This window comes from Mycolicibacter sinensis (genome assembly GCF_001673565.1).
Classification (GTDB): domain Bacteria; phylum Actinomycetota; class Actinomycetes; order Mycobacteriales; family Mycobacteriaceae; genus Mycobacterium; species Mycobacterium sinense_C.
On record NZ_LZMF01000059.1, the window covers coordinates 1 to 18,648 of the forward strand.

Here is an 18,648-nt window from a genome sequence, read left to right on the forward strand (position 1 = left end):
GGTCTACGCAACACCTTCTGGGCCTTGGTGTTGCCGTTCGTATTCGGGTCCCCGTACGCGATCTTTTTGCTGCGCCAACATCAGATACAGCGGCACCACTGTCACGGTGGCCGGAACCATCAGGGTGGCGACGTACACCCAGAACAACTTGTCGCGGCCCGGGAAGTCCAGCCGCGCGAACGCGTAGGCGGCCAGCACCGAGAAGCTCAGTTGGCCCAGCACGATCACCGCGGTCATCAGTGTGGTGACCGCGGCCGCCCGGCCGAATCCGGCACCGCCGAGGTCGCCGTAGTTGTCCAGAGTCGGCGGGTCGGGCCAGGACAACGGGGTGCCGGTGGCGAACTGACGTGCCGGGGTGAACGACGTCAACAGCCCCAGTGCGAACGGCGCCAAGGTGATCAACGCGCCGAGCGTCAGCAGCGCGTAGACGACGGCGTTACGTGAGGTCATAGCTGACCCGCCGTCCGAACGACAACTGCTGCACCACCGTGACACCGACCAGCACGGCGAACAGCACCAGTGCCATCACCGCCGCGCGTCCGATCGCGGCCGCCCCGAACGCCTCGTCGTAAATGCGGTGTGCGATCAGATCGGTGCGGCCCGCCGGACCGCCCCCGGTCAGCGCGTAGACGGTGTCGAACACCTGCGCCGCGCTGACCACGCCGGTGACAAGCACGAAAAACATGGTGGGCCGCAGCATCGGCAACGTGACCCGCCAAAACCGCTGCCAGCCGTTGGCCCCGTCGATGCGTGCCGCCGCCAGCACCTGGGCGGGAATGGCCAGGATCCCCGCCAAAAAGAACAGCGCGACGTAGCCGACGTTGGTCCACACCACCACCGCCGAGGTCACCGGCAGCGCCAATCCGGGATCGGTCAGCCATTCGATGCGATGCCCCAGTACCGTGCTGACCGCGCCGTCGGTGGGGCTCAGAATCCAGCGCCACAGCACCGCGATCGCCAAGGGTGCGCAGATCCACGGCAGCACGTAGATGGTGCGGTAGGCACCGCTGCCGGGTAACTCGCGGGCCAACAACACCGCCACCCCCAGGCCCAGCAGGGTCTGGGCGGGAACGACGATCGCGACGAAAAGCACCGTCACCACAAGCGAATTTCCGAACACCGGATCGGTCAGCACCGCTCGCCAGTTGTCCGCGCCGACATAACTGATCGGCCCCAGCAGGTCCCAGCGGTGCAGACTCAGCCACACCACTACCAATATCGGCAGCAGCAGGAACGCCACCACGCCGAACAAGCTGGGGGCCAGCAGCGCGTAGCCCAGGGCGGTGGAGTGGCGCGGCGAGTCTGCCATGCAGGTATTAAAACCGCTCGTTACCGTGGACCGGTGACATCGAACCGGGAGATCGACGCCGATTTTCTGGCCCTGCCCCGCCACGAGCTGGCCGATGCCGCCCTGTCGGCGGCCCGAGGGGCCGGCGCCGAGCACGCCGACCTGCGGATTCACCGGATCGCCACCGAGATCGTCCGGCTGCGCGACGGCGAGCTGGAGACCGCCGTCGTCAACCGCGAGCTCGGGTTGGCGGTCCGGGTGATCGTCGACGGCACCTGGGGCTTCGCGTCGCATGCCGAGCTGGCCCCCGGCGTCGCCGCTGACACCGCACACCGTGCCGTGCAGGTGGCCAAGACGCTGGCCGCCCTCAACGGCGAGCGTGTCGAGTTGGCCGCCGAGCCGGTGTACCGCGATGCCAGCTGGGTATCGGACTATGCGATCGACCCGTTCGAGGTGCCCACCGCGGACAAGATCGACGTGCTGGAGGACTACTCGGGCCGACTGCTGGCCGCCGATGGGGTGAACCATGTGACGGCCGCGCTGACCGCGGTCAAGGAGCAGAGTTTCTACGCCGACACGTTCGGCTCCTCGATCACCCAGCAGCGGGTGCGGTTGATGCCGGTCTGCGAGGCGGTCACGGTCGGGCCGGACGGTTTCGATTCCATGCGCACGCTGGCGCCGCCGACCGCGCGGGGCTGGGAGGCGGTGGCCGGCGACGAGGTGTGGGACTGGTCGGATGAGCTGGCGCAGCTGCCAGTGCTGCTGGCCGAGAAGATGAAAGCGCCCAGCGTGACGGCCGGGCCGACCGACCTGGTGATCGACCCGACCAACTTGTGGCTGACCATTCACGAATCGATCGGGCACGCAACCGAATACGACCGGGCCATCGGGTATGAGGCGGCCTACGCCGGCACCTCGTTCGCCACCCCGGACAAGCTCGGCACATTGCGCTACGGGTCGCCGGTGATGAACGTAACCGCCGACCGCACCGTGCCCTACGGCCTGGCCAGCATCGGCTACGACGACGAGGGTGTGGCCGCCCAGAGCTGGGATCTGGTGCGCGACGGGCGATTCGTGGGTTATCAGCTGGACCGGGTGTTCGCGCCCCGGCTAGGTCAGGCCAGATCCAACGGATGCTCCTATGCCGACTCTCCGCACCACGTCCCGATCCAGCGGATGGCCAACGTGTCGTTACAGCCGGGAGACGAGGACCTGTCGACCGACGATCTGATCGCCCGGGTCAACGACGGGGTCTACATCGTCGGAGATCGATCGTGGTCGATCGACATGCAGCGCTACAACTTTCAGTTCACCGGGCAACGGTTCTTCCGGATCCGCGACGGCCGGCTCGACGGCCAGCTGCGCGACCTCGCCTATCAGGCCACCACCACCGACTTCTGGAACGCGATGGAGGCCGTCGGCGGCGCCTCGACGTGGCGGCTGGGCGGGGCGTTCAACTGCGGCAAAGCCCAACCCGGTCAGGTGGCCGCAGTCAGCCACGGCTGCCCGTCGGCGCTGTTCCGGGGGATCAACGTGCTCAACACACGGGCCGAGGGGGGCAGGGGATGATTCCGGCGCAGCAGGTGATCGACCTCGCCCTGAAGGCCGCCGGCAGCGGTCAGCACGCCGGCACCGAAACCGAGACCATCGTGCTGGTCACCGACCGCGCCGAAGCTTCGCTGCGCTGGGCGGGCAACTCGATGACCACCAACGGGGTGTCCCACAGCCGGACCACCACGGTGGTCACGATCGCCCGCGACGACGAGGGGCCCCGGGTCGGATCGCTGTGCTCGGCGGAGGTGGATCCCGCGCTGATCCCCGAGCTGGTGGCGGCATCCGCGGAGGCCGCCGCGGGCGCGCCGGAAGCCCGCGACGCCGCAGAGCTGGTGGGCGGCACCGGGGTGCCGGACGATTGGGATGCCGAGGTGCCGGGAACCGGCGCCGAGGTCTTCGCCGGGCTGGCGGCGTCGTTGAGCCGGGGTTTTCGCGGTACCGACCAGTTGTACGGCTTCGCCCGACACGAGATGGCGACGACGTTTTTGGCGTCCTCGACCGGGCTGCGGCGCCGCTTCACCCAGCCCACCGGGACGGTGGAGATCAATGCCAAACGCGCTCGCGCCAGTGCCTGGGCCGGAGTGAGCAGCCCGTATTTCGTTGATGTGCCGACCGATTCGCTGCTCGAGCAGCTGTCGACGAGGCTGGGGTGGGCGGCGCGCACCGTCGAACTGCCGGCCGGGCGGTACGAGACACTGATGCCGCCGTCCACGGTGGCCGACATGATGATCTATCTGGGCTGGACGATGAGTGGCCGCGGCGCCCAGGAGGGCCGCACCGCGTTATCGGCGCCGGGGGGCGGCACCCGCGTGGGGGAGCGGCTCACCGATCTGCCGCTGACCCTGTACTCCGACCCGCACGCGTTCGAACTCGAGTGCGCGCCGTTCGTGGCGACCGGCACCTCTTCGGAGACGGCCTCGGTGTTCGACAACGGTCTGGACATCGGCTGCGTGGACTGGATCCGCGGCGGGGTGATCAACGCGCTGGCCTACCCGCGGGCTGCCGCCGCGGAATTCGGTGCCCCGGTCGCCCTACCCGCCGACAACCTGCTGATGACCGGCGGCTCGGCCAGCATGGATGAGATGATCGCCTCCACCGAGCGTGGTCTGCTGCTGACCACGCTGTGGTACATCCGCGAGGTCGACCCCACCACGCTGCTGCTGACCGGGTTGACCCGCGACGGCGTCTATCTGGTCGAGGACGGCCAGGTGACCGCGGCGGTCAACAACTTCCGGTTCAACGAGAGCCCGTTGGATCTGCTGCGCCGCGCCACCCAGGCCGGAATCGCCGAGCCGACGCTGCCGCGGGAGTGGGGCGACTGGGCGACCCGGGCGGTGATGCCCTCACTGCGGATTCCCGACTTCCACATGTCGTCGGTGAGTCAGGCGCAGTGACGCCGCGGATTCAGACCAGCTCGGTGGCGTCGAATATCCAGGACATGTCCGCGGTGGCAAGGTTCTCGAGGTAGTTGGGCGGCGCGAAGGCCAGCACACTGCCGTAGTCCCAATAGTCTTTCCACACCGTGATTTTCCCGTCGACAACCCGATGCACGGTGGCGAACCGCAGGGTGCCCTGCTCGCCGGTCGGGAATACCCACGTCTCGGAGTGCTCATACATGACATCCGGACCGTTCGAGACCAACTGACCGCCATGGTGCCGGTATTCGGCCAGCCGGTCGAACAACAACCGGAGCCGTTTGACGATGTCCTCGGGCCCGCGCGCCGCCGCCGCCGGTATCGGCATGTCGACGTAGAGGCAATCCGCAGCCAAAAAAGTCTGCAGAGCGTCCCAGTCATGCCGCGCCAGTGCCTGCCACATGCCCAGCACGACGTCGCCCGATGTAGTGGTTGAACCCGACGCGGAGGTCTCCAGCATGATGGTCACTGAACCGGGTTGAAAAGCCGGTGTCAATGGTGAGGTGTCGATCGACTGAGTTCGTCAAAGCGGGCGAGCGCGGCGTCGAGGTCTTCCCGGTCGAACAGCTCGCAACGGTTGACCACGTTTCCGTCGATGGTGATTACGTTGAGATCCCGCCACTCGGCGTCGAAGCCCTGTTGGGAAACCCCGTACGCCACATGGGTGACGACGGCTCCGAGCGTGCTGAGCCGATGCACCTCCTCAAGGTAAATCCGGATATCAGGCGAGTCGTCCCAGGCGGCCTGGAGGTACGCGATCATGTCGCCCGCCGCGAAAGCTGCCCCGCGACGACGGTCAACGTTCACCCAGTCCGGCGCGGTCGGGGCGACCTCGCGGCGGTTGAACGCGGCATAGGCGCCGGTGACGAGCGACCACGTGTGCGCGTGGGCGGCCGCTTCGCCGTCAAGATAGCGCGCGTCGAGCTCGGCGAAGGCGGCGTCAAGGTCTTCGAGATCGAATCCGACCCGCGCCGCCAGCCGCTCGGTGGAGTCGACCTCGACGATCTCGAGGCCCTCAAAGTAGTACGCGGTTCGCTGGTCGCCGGCCGTGTATCGGGTACGTGTGAGGATAAGGCGCTCGCCGCGGGTGGCCAGCACATCTGATGCGAGTGTCTGATTCGCCGTGCCGGTACTGGCTAGTGCGCAAAGTTCGGTGATCACCGCATCACGGCCCCGCCGAATGTCGGAGCCCACCACCCGACGACGGTCTTCGGTGGATACGTCGTCGGTGAGGGTCGCGGCCAGTGCTTCCCAGTCGCGGCCTCCGAAGTAAGCCTGGAACCGTTCGTAGGCACGGCTTGCCGCGTTCTCCAGCCGACGCGGCTGCGGCTGCAGTTCCTCGAATCGCGCGAGCGCAGCGTCGAGGTCATCCTCGTCGAACAGCTCGCATCGAGTAATCCGGTCGCCCTGGACAGTCAGAAGTTGAATCATGCGCCACTCGACTTCAACGCCTTCGGGTGAGCGCCCATGCGAGTAATGAGTGATGACCGCTCCGAAATCGGTGAGTCGATGCACCGCTTCGATCTGAATCCTGAATTGCGGCGTCATGTCCCAGAAGGAGTGGAGGGCCGCGTCCAGGTCGCTGGGTGCGAACGGCAGGCCTCGACGGTGGTCGACGTTGACCCAGTCCACCGTGGGAAGTTCATACCGGTTGAATGCGGCGTAGATGTCGGTGATCGCCGACCATGTACGCGCATGCGCGGCCGCTTCGCCGGCGAGGTAGCGGGAGTCGAGTTCGGCGAAGGCCGCGTCGAAATCGCCGGGGTCGAACACGACGCGCGCTACGACCCGGCTTTCGGCATCGATCTCAACGATGCCGAGCACCTCGCTGTCGAACGCGTCGGGCCGGTGATCGAGACCCATAAACCGGGTACGGCCGAGGAAGAGGCGCTCCCCTCGAATCGCGATGACGTCCGACGTCATGTTTCTAACCCCGACGTCAGCCCATGTGCGCATGTTTTCAATATCGGTATCTCGACCTACTTGAACTCCGGCGCCCACAACGCGACGACGATCGTCACTCGAAAAGTCGTCAGCTGTCATCTCGGTCATCGCGCCCCAATCACGCGACGCGAAGTACGCGAGGAAACGATCGCTGACGTGGCTTGCGGTGTTCTCTAGTCGCGGCCTCGGCTCACTCAGCTCGTCGAATCTCGCGAGCGCGCTGGCGAGGCCTGCCTCGTCGAAGACTTCGACGCGATCGATCCGATCGCCATCGACGGTGGTCATATTGATCACACGCCACTCGGCATCGAAGCCCTGTTCCGAAGTGATATGAGCCACCTGGGTGACGATCGCTCCGAGATCGCTCAGACGATGCACGGCCTCGCCGTAAATTCTCACACCGGGCGCGGCATCCAGGGTGGCGTGCAGGTATTCAGTCATTTCACCCGGTGCGATCGCAATCGCTCGCCGGTGATCGATGTTCACCCAATCGGGAGTGAACGGGGGCAGCTCCCGCTTGTTGGCTGCGGCGAATCCGCTGGCGATGACCGACCATGTGCGCGCATGCCCGGCCGCTTCGCCGGCGAGGTAACGGGTGTCGAGTTCGGCGATGGCAGCGTCGAAATCCTCAAGATCGAACACTATCGCCGCGACAACCTTCTCGTCCGAGTCGATCTCGATGACGTTGAGTGCATCGTTTTGAACCGCCTCGGGGTCGCGGCCGGCGGCCCGAACGCGGGTGAGGACGAGCCGCTCGCCGCGGGTTGCCACAGCGCTCGACATGATGATCGTGAAGCCGACCTCAGCGGTAGCCTGCAACTCCCGGATCCCGGCATCTCGGCCGTACCTTATCCCGGTGTTAACCGTTCGCCGGCGATCGTCGATGACATAGTTGTCGGCCGCTGATTCGGCGATGGCGTCCCAGTCGCGGGCCGCAAAATTCGGGTAAAACTGCTCGATTACCAGCGCTGCCTTGTTCTCCAGGCGTCGCACGGGTTTGTTATCGTCCTCGAACCGGGCGTGGAGGGCATCGAGTTCGGCGATCGCCGCGTCCATGTCGTCGACGTCGAACCATATCTGCAATGCGACGCGGCCCTCCTCATCGATGCCGTACACCTGGAGAAGTTCGTCGACTGGCGCCCCGGGACTCGCGTCGAGAATGGTCGTGATCATGTGGGATAAAGCGAGCCGCTCACCTCGTGCGGCGATCATGACGTGGTCGATTTGTGCGCCCGCCTCGAGTTCACGCCGCATTACCAGTCGTACCGCGTCCGATGGCAGCGTAAGGCCGACGACTTTCCGGCGACTCTCGACGACGAAGTCCGGCGCGAAAAGTTGCTCGAACTCGCCCCAGGCTTTCCGATGAATAGCAGCCATCACGTGTTCGCCGACTCGCACGGCCGCGTTTTCCGGCTTGATCGTCGGCGCTTCGGGCGGCGCCGCGGCGGGAGGCGGGACGCGCTCTCCCAGCGCCCGCCGCGCTTTTTCGGCAAGGGCTGCAGCCCCTTTCCTTTCATACAGGCTTACCGCCTGCTCGGCGGCGGCCCGCGCGCCCGCCACATCGCCGGCGGCGTTCAACACCGTCGCCAGCGCCAGACAGGCATCGCCGTGGTCGACCAGGCCGTCGGTGCGCTCGGCCAGGCCGACCGCGGCCTCGGCTATCCGCCGGGCCTCGTCATGGTCGCCGCGACGAGTCAACAGCAGCGCCCGGAGCGTGCGCCACGCGATCGAGGGCTTCAACGCATTACCGGCGAGCCGCTCGCTCTCCGAACACAACTCATCGGCCTCGGCATCCCGGTCCAGTGCAAGGCAGGTACGACCCAGCAGGGCAGCGGTCTCGGCGGTGTCGGCGTCCAGCCCCATCCGACGAAAGCCGCGGTAGGCCTGACCCAAATGCGGCTCGGCGCCGCCCGGGTCGTCGGCGACCAGTTCAATGATTCCGGCGAACTGCTCAACCTCAAGCAGCGCATGGCGCAGACCGAGCTCGGTGACCGTGCGCCGCGCCGAGTCGATCATCCGTCGGGCCGCGGCGGAGCGGCCGCGGAAGGCCTCCAGCACGGCCTGACACCGCGTCGACGTCGCTTCCACCGCGGGCGAGTCGGTCGTAATCCGCAGCAGCCGCACCACGTCCAGACACCGGCCGCCGGCCCGCGGAACCGGATTGGGGCCCCACAGCGCCGCCAGCGGCGCCCCGGCCAGCACGGCGTTGACCCGGCGGTGTTCATGCGCGCGCCGCGCCGCGGTGAGCGCATTGTCCAACGCGATTTCGCAGTCGCCGATCCGCCCCAGGCGGGCGAGGCACCCAGCCCGCACGGTATGGGCTTTGGCTTCCCCCGCGGCATCGTCCAATTCAGCCAGTTTGTCGGCGGCCGCGCCCAATGCGGCCTCGACCTCGTCCAACCGCTCGGGATGGACCAGCATCGTCAACTGCCCGTCGAAGCAGGTCGCCCATGCCGTCAGCTGGGCCGAATCGACTGTGGCCGCTTGCAGTTGGGAGACGGCGCCGGCCGCCGAAACCATATCGCCGGCAGCCAGTAGTGCCTCGCAGCGCGCGATCAGTAGCTCAGCAGCCTGTTCGTCGCGGTCGGTCAGCTCCTCGTCGACCTCGTCCAGTGCGTGTAGGGCGTGGTCGTAGAGATCGGCGGCGCCCTCGTAGGCGAGCCGGGCCATCGCCTGGTCGGCGGCTCGCCGGCAGTATTCGACGGCCTTGGTGGCGTTTCCCGCCCATGCGCATTCGAAATAGTGATGCGCCAGTTCGGCCAGCCGTTCGTCGTCTGCGCCGGGGGTGTTCTCCAGTGTCGTGGCGATGCGTTGGTGCAGCCGCATGCGACGCACGGATGCCAGCTCGGCAAGTAGTGACTGCCGGACGAGGGCGTGGTTGAACCGGTATCGGCCACCGGGCTCTTCGATGACGATGCCGGCCTTGGCTGCCTCGTCGAAGGCATCGACGAGGTCTTGATCGACCACGCGTTCCACTAGCTCCAGAGCGAAGTGGCTGCCGACGACCGCTGCGGCGGCAAGGGCTTTGTTGGTCTCGGTTGGCAGTCGGGAAAGCCTGCGGCTCACGGCTTCCCGGACACCCTGCGGCAGGGTGCTCGGATCCCATACGCCGTCGCTTTCGTCCACGTGGCGCAAGGCCTCGATCAAAAAGAACGGGTTGCCTCCGGTGACCGAGGCCAAGGCGCGGGCGAGATCCTCGTCGTCATATCCGGCCTCGGCGACGTAGGCGGTCACGTCGTCCTCATCGAGGCCACCGAGTGCCAGGCGGTTCGCGGTGCCGTCCCGGTGCAGATCGGCCAGCATCGCTGCCAGCGGATGGGAACGGTCGAGGTCGGTGCTGCGATACGTCGCCACCACCTGCACGCGGGTGTGGTCGCCGAAGCGCAGCAGATGCCGCAACAGCAAGAGTGTGGGTTTGGCCGCCCAGTGCAGGTCATCGAGAATCAAGATCACGGGTGCGCTCGCGGAGGCCAGTCCCAACAGCGCGACGACGGCGTCGAACAGTGCGTAGCGTTCGGTGTCGGGGTCAGCCCGAGGTGGCGTGGACAGATCGGGGAGCACATCGGTCAGTCCGGGCACCAGCGGAAGCAGTGCTTCCACGCCCCGCAGTCCGCGCAGCCGCTGGGCGCCGATGCAGGGCACCAGCGCACGCAGCGCTTCGGCGAAGGGCTGATAGGGCGCACCGAGGTCCTCGTCGGACCGGCCGTACAACACGACGGCGCCCTGCTGGTAAGCCTGGCGGGACCATTCGCCGGCCAACCGGGTTTTGCCGACCCCGGGTTCGCCGGCGATCAGCACCGCGTGCAGGCCACCGCCGAGTGCGGTTTGCCAAGCCGCGGCAAGGCGTTCCAGCTCGCGTCCGCGTCCCACGAACGGCCCGGGACCGCTCGAGACCGCGGGTAGGGCGGGCCGCTCGAAGGGCTCACCGCCGGTCTCCGCCGGGGGCGGGGCGGCCTCTAGACGGAGCTCGAAAACATGCTCGGGGCGCGGCAGGTTGCGCAGCTGGCGCATCCCAAGGTCGGCGAGCACCACGTCCTCGGGCAGGGTGTCGATGACGAGCTCGGCCGTGGCGCCCGAACACAAGATCTGGCCGCCGAGGGCCAGGGACCGCAGCCGGGCGGCCCGGTTGACCGCGCGGCCGAAGTAGTCGCCGTCGCGCAGTTCGACCTCGCCGGTGTGCAAGGCCACCCGGATACGGATCGGCTCGTGCAGGCCCCACGGCTCGTGAAGGATCGCGTCTTGGAGCTCCATGGCGGCGGCGGCCGCCGCCGATGGGCGTTCAAAGACCGAGAACGTGGCATCGCCCTCGCCGCGCGTCTTGATCAGCCGTCCGCCGCGGGACGTGACGATCTGTTCGGCGAGCTCGTCGTGGCGGGCCAACGCAACCGCCATCGCGCCGGCGTCCGCCTCCCACGCAGCGGTCGACCCCTCGATGTCGGTGAGCAGAAAGGTCACGGCGCGCGTCACCGACGGGGGGTGTTGTGACGTCGGGTAATCCAGCGCGGCATCCTGGGCGACGATCGCGGCCTCCAGACGCCGGAGTTCCGGCCCGGGGTCTACCCCGAGCTCGTCGGCCAACAGGGTCCGGGCCCGCTGATAGGCGCCCAGCGCCTCACCCTGGCGACCGGCCCGGTAGAGGGCCAACATCAGCTGGCCCCATCGCCGCTCGCGCAACGGCGCGTCACCCACCGCGGCTTCGAGTTCGCCGACGACCTCTGCGGCCCGGCCCGCCGCGAGCAGCGCATCAGCCCGATCCTCGACCAGCGCGGCATGGCCCTCGATCCAGCGGGTCTTCTCGGATATTCCGCGGCGGGAATCGGGCAGCTCGGGAGTGCCCCGCCACAGGGCCAGCGCCTCCTCGAAGCAGACCACCGCGTGAGTGGTGTCGCCGGCCGCCGCGGCATCACGGCCCCGTTTGGTGGCCAGCTTGTACCGCGGGGCGTCAACCTCGGTGGTGCTGAGGATCCAGCCGGTCCCCTCGGTGAGGACGAAACCGTCGCCCAACACCCGCCGCAGCGAGGAGATGTGGGTCTGCAGCGCCTTGGCGGCGGTGCGCGGTGGATCGTCGCCCCACAGCAGATCGATCAGCGTCTCGGCTGACACGATCGAACCGCCGTGCAGTCCGAGCATCGTGAGGATGGCGCGCGGTTTCGCGCCCGGGATGATGACCGGGGCGCCGGTGTGCCGGGCCTGGAGAGGTCCCAAAACCCCCAGCTCCACGGCTTGAATGGTAGTCACGTCGTCATCGTCGGTGGGGCGATTCAACGCGCGGTCAAGATCCGGTAAAGCCGGTCCGCGGGGTTCAACCCCCCGAGGCACACGACGAACCCGTCGGTAAAATTCGACGCTATGAGCGAACGTGTGGAGCAGCTGGAATTTCAGGCCGAGGCCCGTCAGCTGCTGGATTTGATGGTCCACTCGGTGTACTCCAACAAGGACGCATTCCTGCGGGAGCTGATCTCCAACGCCTCCGATGCGCTGGACAAGCTGCGGCTCGAGGCGTTCCGCAACAAGGACCTCGAAGTCGACACCTCCGACCTGCACATCGAGATCGAGGTCGACACGGCGGCGCGCACCCTGACCGTGCGTGACAACGGGATCGGCATGTCGCGCGACGAGGTGGTGGACCTGATCGGCACGCTGGCCAAATCCGGCACCGCCGAGCTGCGCCAGCAGCTCAGGGAAGCGCAGGACGCCAAAAACGCAGCGGCCTCCGAGGAGCTGATCGGCCAGTTCGGCATCGGGTTCTACTCGGTGTTCATGGTCGCCGACCGAGTCGAGATGCTCACCCACAAGGCCGGCCAGAGCGAAGCCATCCGGTGGGAATCCAGTGGCGACGGCACCTACACCATCGAGCCGGTGGAGGGCGCGCGGCAGGGGACCTCGATCACCTTGCACCTCAAGCCCGAAGACGCCGACGACGAGCTGCACGACTACACCGCGGAGTGGACCATCCGGGGTTTGGTCAAGAAGTATTCCGACTTCATCGCCTGGCCGATCCGCATGCAGGTCGAGCGCCGGATCCCGCCTGCCGAGGAGGGCGGCGAAGAGACGGTCACGGTGGAGACCGAGACGCTGAACTCGATGCAGGCGCTCTGGGCGCGCCCCAAAGACGAAGTCTCGCAAGAGGAATACAACGAGTTCTACAAACACATCGCGCACGCCTGGGACGAGCCGCTCGAAGTCATCGCGATGAAAGCCGAGGGCACCTTCGAATACCAGGCGCTGCTGTTCATCCCGTCGCACGCCCCGTTCGACCTGTTCAACCGGGATGCGCAGGTCGGAGTGCAGCTGTACGTCAAGCGGGTGTTCATCATGGGTGACTGCGATCAGTTGATGCCCGAGTACCTGCGCTTCATCAAGGGTGTCGTCGACGCGGCGGACATGTCGCTCAACGTCTCCCGCGAGATCCTGCAGCAAGACCGGCAGATCAACGCGATTCGCCGGCGGCTGACCAAGAAGGTGCTCTCGACGATCAAGGAGCTGCAGTCGCAGCGGCCGGAGGACTACCGCACTTTCTGGACCGAGTTCGGTCGCGTCGTCAAAGAAGGGCTGCTCTCCGACTTCGACAATCAAGAGACGCTGCTTGCGATCAGCTCCTTCGCCTCGACGCACAGCGACTCCGAGCCGACCACGTTGGCCGAGTACGTCGAACGCATGAAAGACGGCCAGGAGCAGATCTTCTACGCCACCGGCGAGTCCCGTCAGCAACTGCTGAAATCACCGCACCTGGAGGCGTTCAAGGCCAAGGGCTACGAGGTGCTGCTGCTCACCGACCCGGTCGATGAGGTCTGGGTGAACACCGTGGCCGACTTCGCCGGGAAGCCGCTGCAGTCAACGGCCAAGGGCGAGGTGGATCTGGACTCCGAGGAGGACAAGACCGCCCATGAGGCCGAGCGCAAAGAGCAGGAGAAGGATTTCGCCGAGCTGATCGCCTGGCTGCAACAGACCCTGGACGAACACGTCAAAGAGGTGCGGCTGTCGACCCGGCTGACCGAATCTCCGGCCTGCCTGATCACCGACACCTTCGAGATCACGCCGGCGTTGGCGCGTATCTACCGCGCCAACGGTCAGGAGGTTCCGGTCGGCAAGCGCATCCTGGAACTGAACCCCGCCCATCCGCTGGTCACCGGCCTGCGCCAGGCGCACAACGAGCGCGGGGAGGACGCCGAGTTGGGTGAGACCGCGGAATTGCTTTACGGCACAGCGTTACTGGCCGAGGGCGGCTCGCTGGAGGATCCAGCGCGGTTCGCCGAGCTGCTGGCGCAGCGGCTGGCCCGCACGGTCTGAGCTCGCTGCCGGCTCAGGGCACCAGCACCACCTTGCCGACATTTTCGCGTGCAGCCAGGATGCGGTGTGCTTCCGGGGCGTCGGCGAACGGCACCGCCGCATGAACGAGCGGTGCGGCGGTTCCGTTGGCCAGCGACTCGGACAGCGGAGTGATCCAGGGTTCGAGCGTGCCGCGATCGTCCCACAGCCGCAACATGTTCAGGCCGATGACGGTCTTGGACTCTTCCATCTGTGTGAGCAGATTGAAGCCGCGCAGCATCGCCAGCGCCTGCGGTGCCGCCCGGCGCAGCGAGCGCTTCTCGCCCTGTTGCAGCGAAGAAAGTCCGTAGGCCACCAGCCGTCCGCCGGGACGCAGCAACGCGAATGATCGCCGCGCGGATGTGCCGCCGAGCGCGTCGAGCACGAGATCGTAGGGCGGCAGGCCGTTCCACCAGCCGTTGCGGCGGTAGTCGATGGCACGGTCGATGCCCAACGCGTTGAGCTGATCGTGCTTGCCCGGAGAGGCGGTGCCGTGCACGATCGCCCCGGCGGCCTTGGCCAGCTGGATCACCGCGATGCCGACGCCGCCGGCTGCGGCATGCACCAGCACCCGCTCACCGGAACGCAGTGACCCGTAGCCGTGCAACGCCGCCCAGGCCGTCGCGTAGTTCACCGGTATCGCGGCGCCCTGCTCGAAGCTCATCGCCTCGGGAAGCGCCACCGTGTCGGCGGCGTTGGTGTTGACGATCTCGGCGTAGCCGCCGAAGCGGATGCCGGCCAGCACCCGCTCGCCGACGCGGGCCGCATCGACACCGTCACCGACGGCCGTAATCGTCCCGGCCACCTCGTAGCCGACCACGGCGGGCAGCTTGGGTGCTTCGGGATACAGCCCGACGCGGGCGAGGTGGTCGGCGAAGTTGACCCCCGCCGCGTGTACCGCAATCTGCACCTGGCCGCTGCCAGGTGGTGGCGGGTCGGGTCGGTCCTGCACCTGAAGCACCGAGGGCGGCCCGTGTTTGGTGATGACGACGACGCGCATGGCTTTCACCCTATTGCTGTTCGGACCATAATCCTTGACATGGACGTCCTGGATGAACTGAACCGATTGGTGGCGGTCTCGGGCGGGGTGGCGGCCGACGCAGATCCCGCGGTGGCCGAGTTCGCCGAACAATTCCGCATCGACGTCTCGATGATCACCGACGAGCAGCGCGCCCGGCTGCGGGCGGTGCTGGGCGACGGCACCTTTGATGCCGTGGTGCGGATATTTGTCGCCGACTTCGCGCCCCGGGTGCGTGCCGGATTGGAGGCGCTGGGTGTGCCGGAGTCCTGGCCGGAGCCGGTTGCCTCGGATGACTCGGTCCAGCCGGCAGATGCGCTGTTCAACGGATTCATGCCCGCCGTCGCCCGGCTGCGGTCCCTGGACGCGGTGACCTCAGAGGTGGTGCGGTTGCGCGGTGCGGCACAGCACAATTGCCGGCTGTGCAAGTCGCTGCGGGAGACCACCGCCTTGGATGCCGGCGGCTCGGAGTCGCTCTATGAGCAGATCGAGCGGTTCGAGGATTCCCGGGTGCTGAGCGAGCCGCAGAAGGCGGCGTTGCGCTACGTCGACGCACTGATCTGGACGCCGGCGCACATCGACGCCGAGGTGGCCGCCGGGGTACGCCGGCACTTCACCGACGAGCAGGCCGTCGAGCTGACCTTGGACGTGATGCGCAACGCCGGCAACAAGATCGCGGTCTCGCTGGGGGCCGACGCACCGCGGGTCGCCGAGGGCACCGAGCGCTACCTGCTCGACGCCGACGGGCAGACGGTGTTCAGCTGACGTCAGTCGCCGTGGCGGGTCAGAAAACCCAAAATGGCGTCGGCGAAGATGTCGTTGCGGTCGCCGGCGACCATGTGACCGGCGCCGGCGACGTCGATGAACTGCACCTGCGGGAATCGGGCCAAGAACGCCTCGGCGCTGCCCTCGCTGACCAGGTCGCTGAGTTGGCCGCGCACCAGCAGCATCGGTACGCCGTCGTCGAGGATGGTCTGCACCGCGGTATTGAGCCGGTCGACGTCGTGGATCTCCAGGGGACCCTGGTGCTCGGGGCCGCTGATGAATTGCGGATCCCAATGCCAGTACCAGCGATCGCCGCGGCGACGCAAGTTGGCGGTGAGGCCGGTGAGGTCGGTGGGGCGGGGCCGGTGCGGGTTGTAGGCGGCGATCGCGTCGGCGACCTCATCGAGGGAGTCAAAGCCGGACTCCATGTTCTCGGCCATGAACGCCTGCACCCGTTCCGCGCCGGAGGAGTCCATGTTGGGCACGATGTCGACCAGCACCACCGCGCTGGCCGCACCGGGAGCCAGCTCGCCGCAGAGCAGCATCGCGGCGCACCCACCCAGTGAGGCGCCCACCAACACCGGATCCGGCGGCAGGGTCCGCAGCACCTCATGGACGTCGGTGGCGAAGCTAACCAACCGGTAGTCGCCCTCGGCCGCCCAGTCCGATTCGCCATGCCCGCGCAGGTCGACGGTGACGGCCTGCCAGCCGCGCTCGGCCACCGCCGCGGCGGCCCTGCCCCAGGAACGACGGGTCTGCCCGCCGCCGTGCAGGAACACCACGGCGCGGGCGTCGGGGTCACCGTGGCGGTCGGCGATGATGCGCACATCGCCCGGCGCGTGGGTGACGAACGTTTCCGCGGTCATCCTGGGATCGTAAGCGGGTGCCGATGCGCGGTTTCCAATTGGGCAGGCAAAACCCCTATTGAGCTGGGCGTTATCGGGGCTACGATGGGGTCTTCCTCACCTTGGGAGGCCATCATGGCCCGCTTTCTCGCACTCGCGTACGGGGTGTTCAACTATCTGGCTTTCCTGGTCGTCTTCCTCTACGCCATCGGCTTCGTCGGCGACCTCGTGGTGCCGCGCAGCGTCGACCGCGGCCCGCAGGCGCCGGTGGGCGAAGCGATCGTGATCGACGTGGTGTTGCTGGGCGTGTTCGCGGTGCAGCACAGCGTGATGGCGCGCCCGGCGTTCAAGCGGTGGTGGACCCGCGTGGTGCCGCAGGTTATCGAGCGCAGCACCTACGTTCTGGCATCGAATCTGGTTCTGGCCCTGTTGTTTTGGCAGTGGCGTCCGATCCCGGCAGTCATCTGGGACGTGACGACGCCGGCAGTGCGAATCGGGTTTCACGTCCTGTTCTGGCTCGGCTGGGCCATCGCGCTGACGTCGACGTTCCTGATCAGCCACTTCGATCTGCTCGGATTGCGTCAGGTGTACGCCGCCTGGCGGGCGAAGCCGTACAACTTGGTCGGGTTCCGTGCTCCGGCGTTGTACCGGGTGGTGCGGCACCCGCTGATGCTCGGTTTCGTGGTCGCGTTCTGGGCGACGCCCACCATGACCGCCGGCCACCTGCTGTTCGCCGCGGCGAGCACCGGCTACATCCTCATCGCGCTGCAGCTCGAGGAGCGCGACCTGATCGGAATGCTCGGCGACGAGTATGAGCAGTACCGCACCGAGGTGCCGATGCTCGTGCCCGTGCGGTGGCGCGGCGAGTTCAGGCGAACGGCTGCAGGGCGAACCGGCCCCAGGCCAGGAACGCGAACAGGGCGATGAAGACGACGTCGCCGGCCAGGTAGCCCCACTCGCTGCGGCGGAACCTGGTTGTGGCGGCCCCGGCCATGAACAGCATCAGACCGCACGCGGCGATCGGCACCAGCCGTGGTGCCACACCGACGGCCGCGGGAAGCACCAGGCCGATCGCGCCGATCAGCTTGATGGTCCCGATTGCCTTGAGCTGACCGCCGCCGAAGTCGTCGACCCAGTGCTGGTTGCTGCCCAATGCCCGGTACTTCTCCTTCGGCAGCAGTAGCAGGGTGGCGCCGCCGGCGACAAACCCGGCGGCGACGATGCCGGCGATGATCCACAGCGCGGTGTTCATGGGGTACTCCTTCGTGGTTACCTCGGTCGGGTGGGGCTCGTCATCACCTATGACGGACCAGGACCACGAGAGGTAACCCATGACCACCGAATCGCAGCTGGCGGAAGCTTTCGAACAGCAGCGTCAGCGCCTGCTGGCGTTGGCGCATCGCGTGCTGGGTTCGCGATCGGACGCCGAAGATGCCGTCCAGGAGTCGTGGCTGCGGCTGTCCCGCCAGGACGTGGACGCGATCGACAACCTGCCCGGGTGGTTGACGACCGTGATCAGCCGCATCTGCATCGACACCCTGCGCTCGCGCGCCGCGCGGCCCGAGGTCTCGATCGATCAAGATCTCCCCGAACTCATCGTGACCGATGACCGTGACATTCCCGAAGATGCTGCGGTGCTGTCGGATTCGGTGGGACTGGCACTGCTGGTGGTGCTGGGGTCGTTGCGTCCCGATGAACGGCTTGCGTTCGTGCTCCACGACATGTTCGCGGTCCCGTTCGCCGAGATCGGGCCGATCGTCGGCAAATCGGCCGACGCCGCCAAAATGCTGGCCAGCCGGGCGCGCCGCAAAGTTCAGGACGTGCCCAGGCCGGCGGGAAATCGCCATGAGCAGCGCGAGGTCGTCGATGCCTTCCTATCGGCCGCCCAGCTGGGCGACTTCGACGCGCTGCTGCGGGTGCTCGATCCCGACGTCACCTGGCGCCAGCACACGGCCCGCGGCGTCACCGTCACGACCGGATCCGGCGAGGTGGTGGAGGCGGTCCGCCGCGGGCAGGGGGCGCGCATCACCGCACGTCGTGTCCTGGTCAACGGCGAACCCGGCATCCTCGGCTGGGGCCCGACCGGGCGGCCACTGAGCCTGATGGCGTGCACGGTGCGGAATGGTCGCCTGGTGGGCATCGTGTCGATCGCCGACCCGGTTCGTTTGGCCGCCCTCGATCTGCCGAAGGCTCCCGAGGCGTAACCGCTGACTCTTAATCAGCGGGTCCGTGACGACCATGGTCGTTGTGGGCGGGGCGCATCGAACACACCACCATGTCGTCGGTGAGCCGCGCGGGCGCTAATGTCATGGTCGCCGGTAGGCGCCGGGGGCGGTAGCTCAGTCGGTTAGAGCCGCGGACTCATAATCCGTTGGTCGCGGGTTCGAGCCCCGCCCGCCCCACCACTTCCGTGTATTACGTCGGGTGATGCTTGACGTTTCGGCTTCGGGTGATGGCTGACAGTGTTTCGGCTGATGGTTGACAGTTACTTCGGTTGATCCTTGACACTCC

12 protein-coding genes, 1 tRNA gene and 1 pseudogene are annotated in these 18,648 nt (G+C 67.3%); 7 read left to right on the forward strand and 7 right to left on the reverse strand.

Going from position 1 to position 18,648, the window contains the following annotated elements; translation table 11 throughout:
• Positions 1 to 69: 69 nt before the first annotated feature.
• Together A5648_RS09810 and A5648_RS09815 are read right to left on the reverse strand one after the other, a co-directional pair.
• Positions 70 to 450: pseudogene (locus A5648_RS09810) on the reverse strand (carbohydrate ABC transporter permease); the annotation flags it as partial.
• Positions 437 to 1,309, reverse strand: a complete 873-nt coding sequence (locus tag A5648_RS09815; RefSeq protein WP_065024367.1) for a carbohydrate ABC transporter permease — start codon at positions 1,307 to 1,309, stop codon at positions 437 to 439. The pseudogene A5648_RS09810 and the gene A5648_RS09815, both read right to left, overlap by 14 nt.
• A gap of 33 nt (positions 1,310 to 1,342) precedes the next feature.
• Here A5648_RS09815 and A5648_RS09820 point away from each other — a divergent pair, with 33 nt between their 5' ends.
• Positions 1,343 to 2,857, forward strand: a complete 1,515-nt coding sequence (locus A5648_RS09820; protein WP_065024368.1) for a TldD/PmbA family protein — start codon at positions 1,343 to 1,345, stop codon at positions 2,855 to 2,857.
• A complete protein-coding gene (locus A5648_RS09825; RefSeq protein ID WP_065024369.1) occupies positions 2,854 to 4,236 on the forward strand; it encodes a metallopeptidase TldD-related protein in 1,383 nt (460 codons plus the stop codon). Before A5648_RS09820 ends, A5648_RS09825 begins: the two co-directional genes overlap by 4 nt.
• A gap of 10 nt (positions 4,237 to 4,246) precedes the next feature.
• On the opposite strand, the gene A5648_RS09830 is transcribed toward A5648_RS09825, so the two are convergent.
• Both A5648_RS09830 and A5648_RS09835 read right to left on the reverse strand, forming a co-directional pair.
• Positions 4,247 to 4,717 carry a nuclear transport factor 2 family protein gene (locus A5648_RS09830; protein ID WP_065024375.1) on the reverse strand — a complete coding sequence of 157 codons (471 nt, stop codon included), beginning with the start codon at positions 4,715 to 4,717 and terminating at the stop codon, positions 4,247 to 4,249.
• A 32-nt stretch (positions 4,718 to 4,749) separates the two neighbouring features.
• On the reverse strand, positions 4,750 to 11,421 hold the full coding sequence (locus A5648_RS09835) for a BTAD domain-containing putative transcriptional regulator (RefSeq protein ID WP_082966411.1): 6,672 nt from the start codon (positions 11,419 to 11,421) through the stop codon (positions 4,750 to 4,752).
• A gap of 129 nt (positions 11,422 to 11,550) precedes the next feature.
• Here A5648_RS09835 and htpG point away from each other — a divergent pair, with 129 nt between their 5' ends.
• On the forward strand, positions 11,551 to 13,491 hold the full coding sequence (gene htpG / locus A5648_RS09840; RefSeq protein WP_065024370.1) for a molecular chaperone HtpG: 1,941 nt from the start codon (positions 11,551 to 11,553) through the stop codon (positions 13,489 to 13,491).
• Positions 13,492 to 13,504: 13 nt separating this feature from the next.
• Here htpG and A5648_RS09845 read toward each other — a convergent pair whose 3' ends face one another.
• Positions 13,505 to 14,509 carry a synaptic vesicle VAT-1 family membrane protein gene (locus A5648_RS09845; RefSeq protein WP_065024371.1) on the reverse strand — a complete coding sequence of 335 codons (1,005 nt, stop codon included), beginning with the start codon at positions 14,507 to 14,509 and terminating at the stop codon, positions 13,505 to 13,507.
• 39 nt (positions 14,510 to 14,548) lie between these two features.
• Here A5648_RS09845 and A5648_RS09850 point away from each other — a divergent pair, with 39 nt between their 5' ends.
• Positions 14,549 to 15,292: a carboxymuconolactone decarboxylase family protein gene (locus A5648_RS09850; RefSeq protein WP_082966412.1), complete on the forward strand. Its 744-nt coding sequence runs from the start codon at positions 14,549 to 14,551 to the stop codon at positions 15,290 to 15,292.
• Between the two features lie 2 nt (positions 15,293 to 15,294).
• Here the strand turns inward: A5648_RS09850 and A5648_RS09855 are convergent, their stop codons facing one another.
• Complete coding sequence (locus tag A5648_RS09855; RefSeq protein ID WP_065024372.1) at positions 15,295 to 16,158, reverse strand: alpha/beta fold hydrolase; 864 nt, start codon at positions 16,156 to 16,158, stop codon at positions 15,295 to 15,297.
• Between the two features lie 114 nt (positions 16,159 to 16,272).
• Here A5648_RS09855 and mddA point away from each other — a divergent pair, with 114 nt between their 5' ends.
• On the forward strand, positions 16,273 to 17,064 hold the full coding sequence (mddA, locus tag A5648_RS09860; RefSeq protein ID WP_065024373.1) for a methanethiol S-methyltransferase: 792 nt from the start codon (positions 16,273 to 16,275) through the stop codon (positions 17,062 to 17,064).
• Here mddA and A5648_RS09865 read toward each other — a convergent pair.
• Positions 17,006 to 17,389, reverse strand: coding sequence for a DoxX family protein (locus A5648_RS09865; RefSeq protein WP_065024378.1), 384 nt, complete (start codon positions 17,387 to 17,389; stop codon positions 17,006 to 17,008). The genes mddA and A5648_RS09865 overlap by 59 nt on opposite strands.
• 79 nt (positions 17,390 to 17,468) lie before the next feature.
• Here A5648_RS09865 and A5648_RS09870 point away from each other — a divergent pair, with 79 nt between their 5' ends.
• Positions 17,469 to 18,341 (forward strand): sigma-70 family RNA polymerase sigma factor, encoded by an 873-nt coding sequence (locus A5648_RS09870; RefSeq protein WP_065024374.1) that lies wholly within the window; start codon positions 17,469 to 17,471, stop codon positions 18,339 to 18,341.
• Positions 18,342 to 18,465: 124 nt separating this feature from the next.
• Positions 18,466 to 18,542 (forward strand) — tRNA-Ile (locus A5648_RS09875).
• Positions 18,543 to 18,648: the final 106 nt, after the last annotated feature.

What these genes read in the sequence shown, in the direction of transcription:
- A5648_RS09855 (WP_065024372.1), bottom strand. Translation starts at nt 16,158, where the DNA reads ATGACCGCGGAAACGTTCGTCACCCACGCGCCGGGCGATGTGCGCATC.
- A5648_RS09865 (WP_065024378.1), bottom strand. Translation starts at nt 17,389, where the DNA reads ATGAACACCGCGCTGTGGATCATCGCCGGCATCGTCGCCGCCGGGTTT.
- htpG (WP_065024370.1), top strand. Translation starts at nt 11,551, where the DNA reads ATGAGCGAACGTGTGGAGCAGCTGGAATTTCAGGCCGAGGCCCGTCAG.
- A5648_RS09825 (WP_065024369.1), top strand. Translation starts at nt 2,854, where the DNA reads ATGATTCCGGCGCAGCAGGTGATCGACCTCGCCCTGAAGGCCGCCGGC.
- A5648_RS09830 (WP_065024375.1), bottom strand. Translation starts at nt 4,717, where the DNA reads ATGCTGGAGACCTCCGCGTCGGGTTCAACCACTACATCGGGCGACGTC.
- A5648_RS09845 (WP_065024371.1), bottom strand. Translation starts at nt 14,509, where the DNA reads ATGCGCGTCGTCGTCATCACCAAACACGGGCCGCCCTCGGTGCTTCAG.
- A5648_RS09870 (WP_065024374.1), top strand. Translation starts at nt 17,469, where the DNA reads ATGACCACCGAATCGCAGCTGGCGGAAGCTTTCGAACAGCAGCGTCAG.
- A5648_RS09815 (WP_065024367.1), bottom strand. Translation starts at nt 1,309, where the DNA reads ATGGCAGACTCGCCGCGCCACTCCACCGCCCTGGGCTACGCGCTGCTG.
- A5648_RS09850 (WP_082966412.1), top strand. Translation starts at nt 14,549, where the DNA reads ATGGACGTCCTGGATGAACTGAACCGATTGGTGGCGGTCTCGGGCGGG.
- mddA (WP_065024373.1), top strand. Translation starts at nt 16,273, where the DNA reads ATGGCCCGCTTTCTCGCACTCGCGTACGGGGTGTTCAACTATCTGGCT.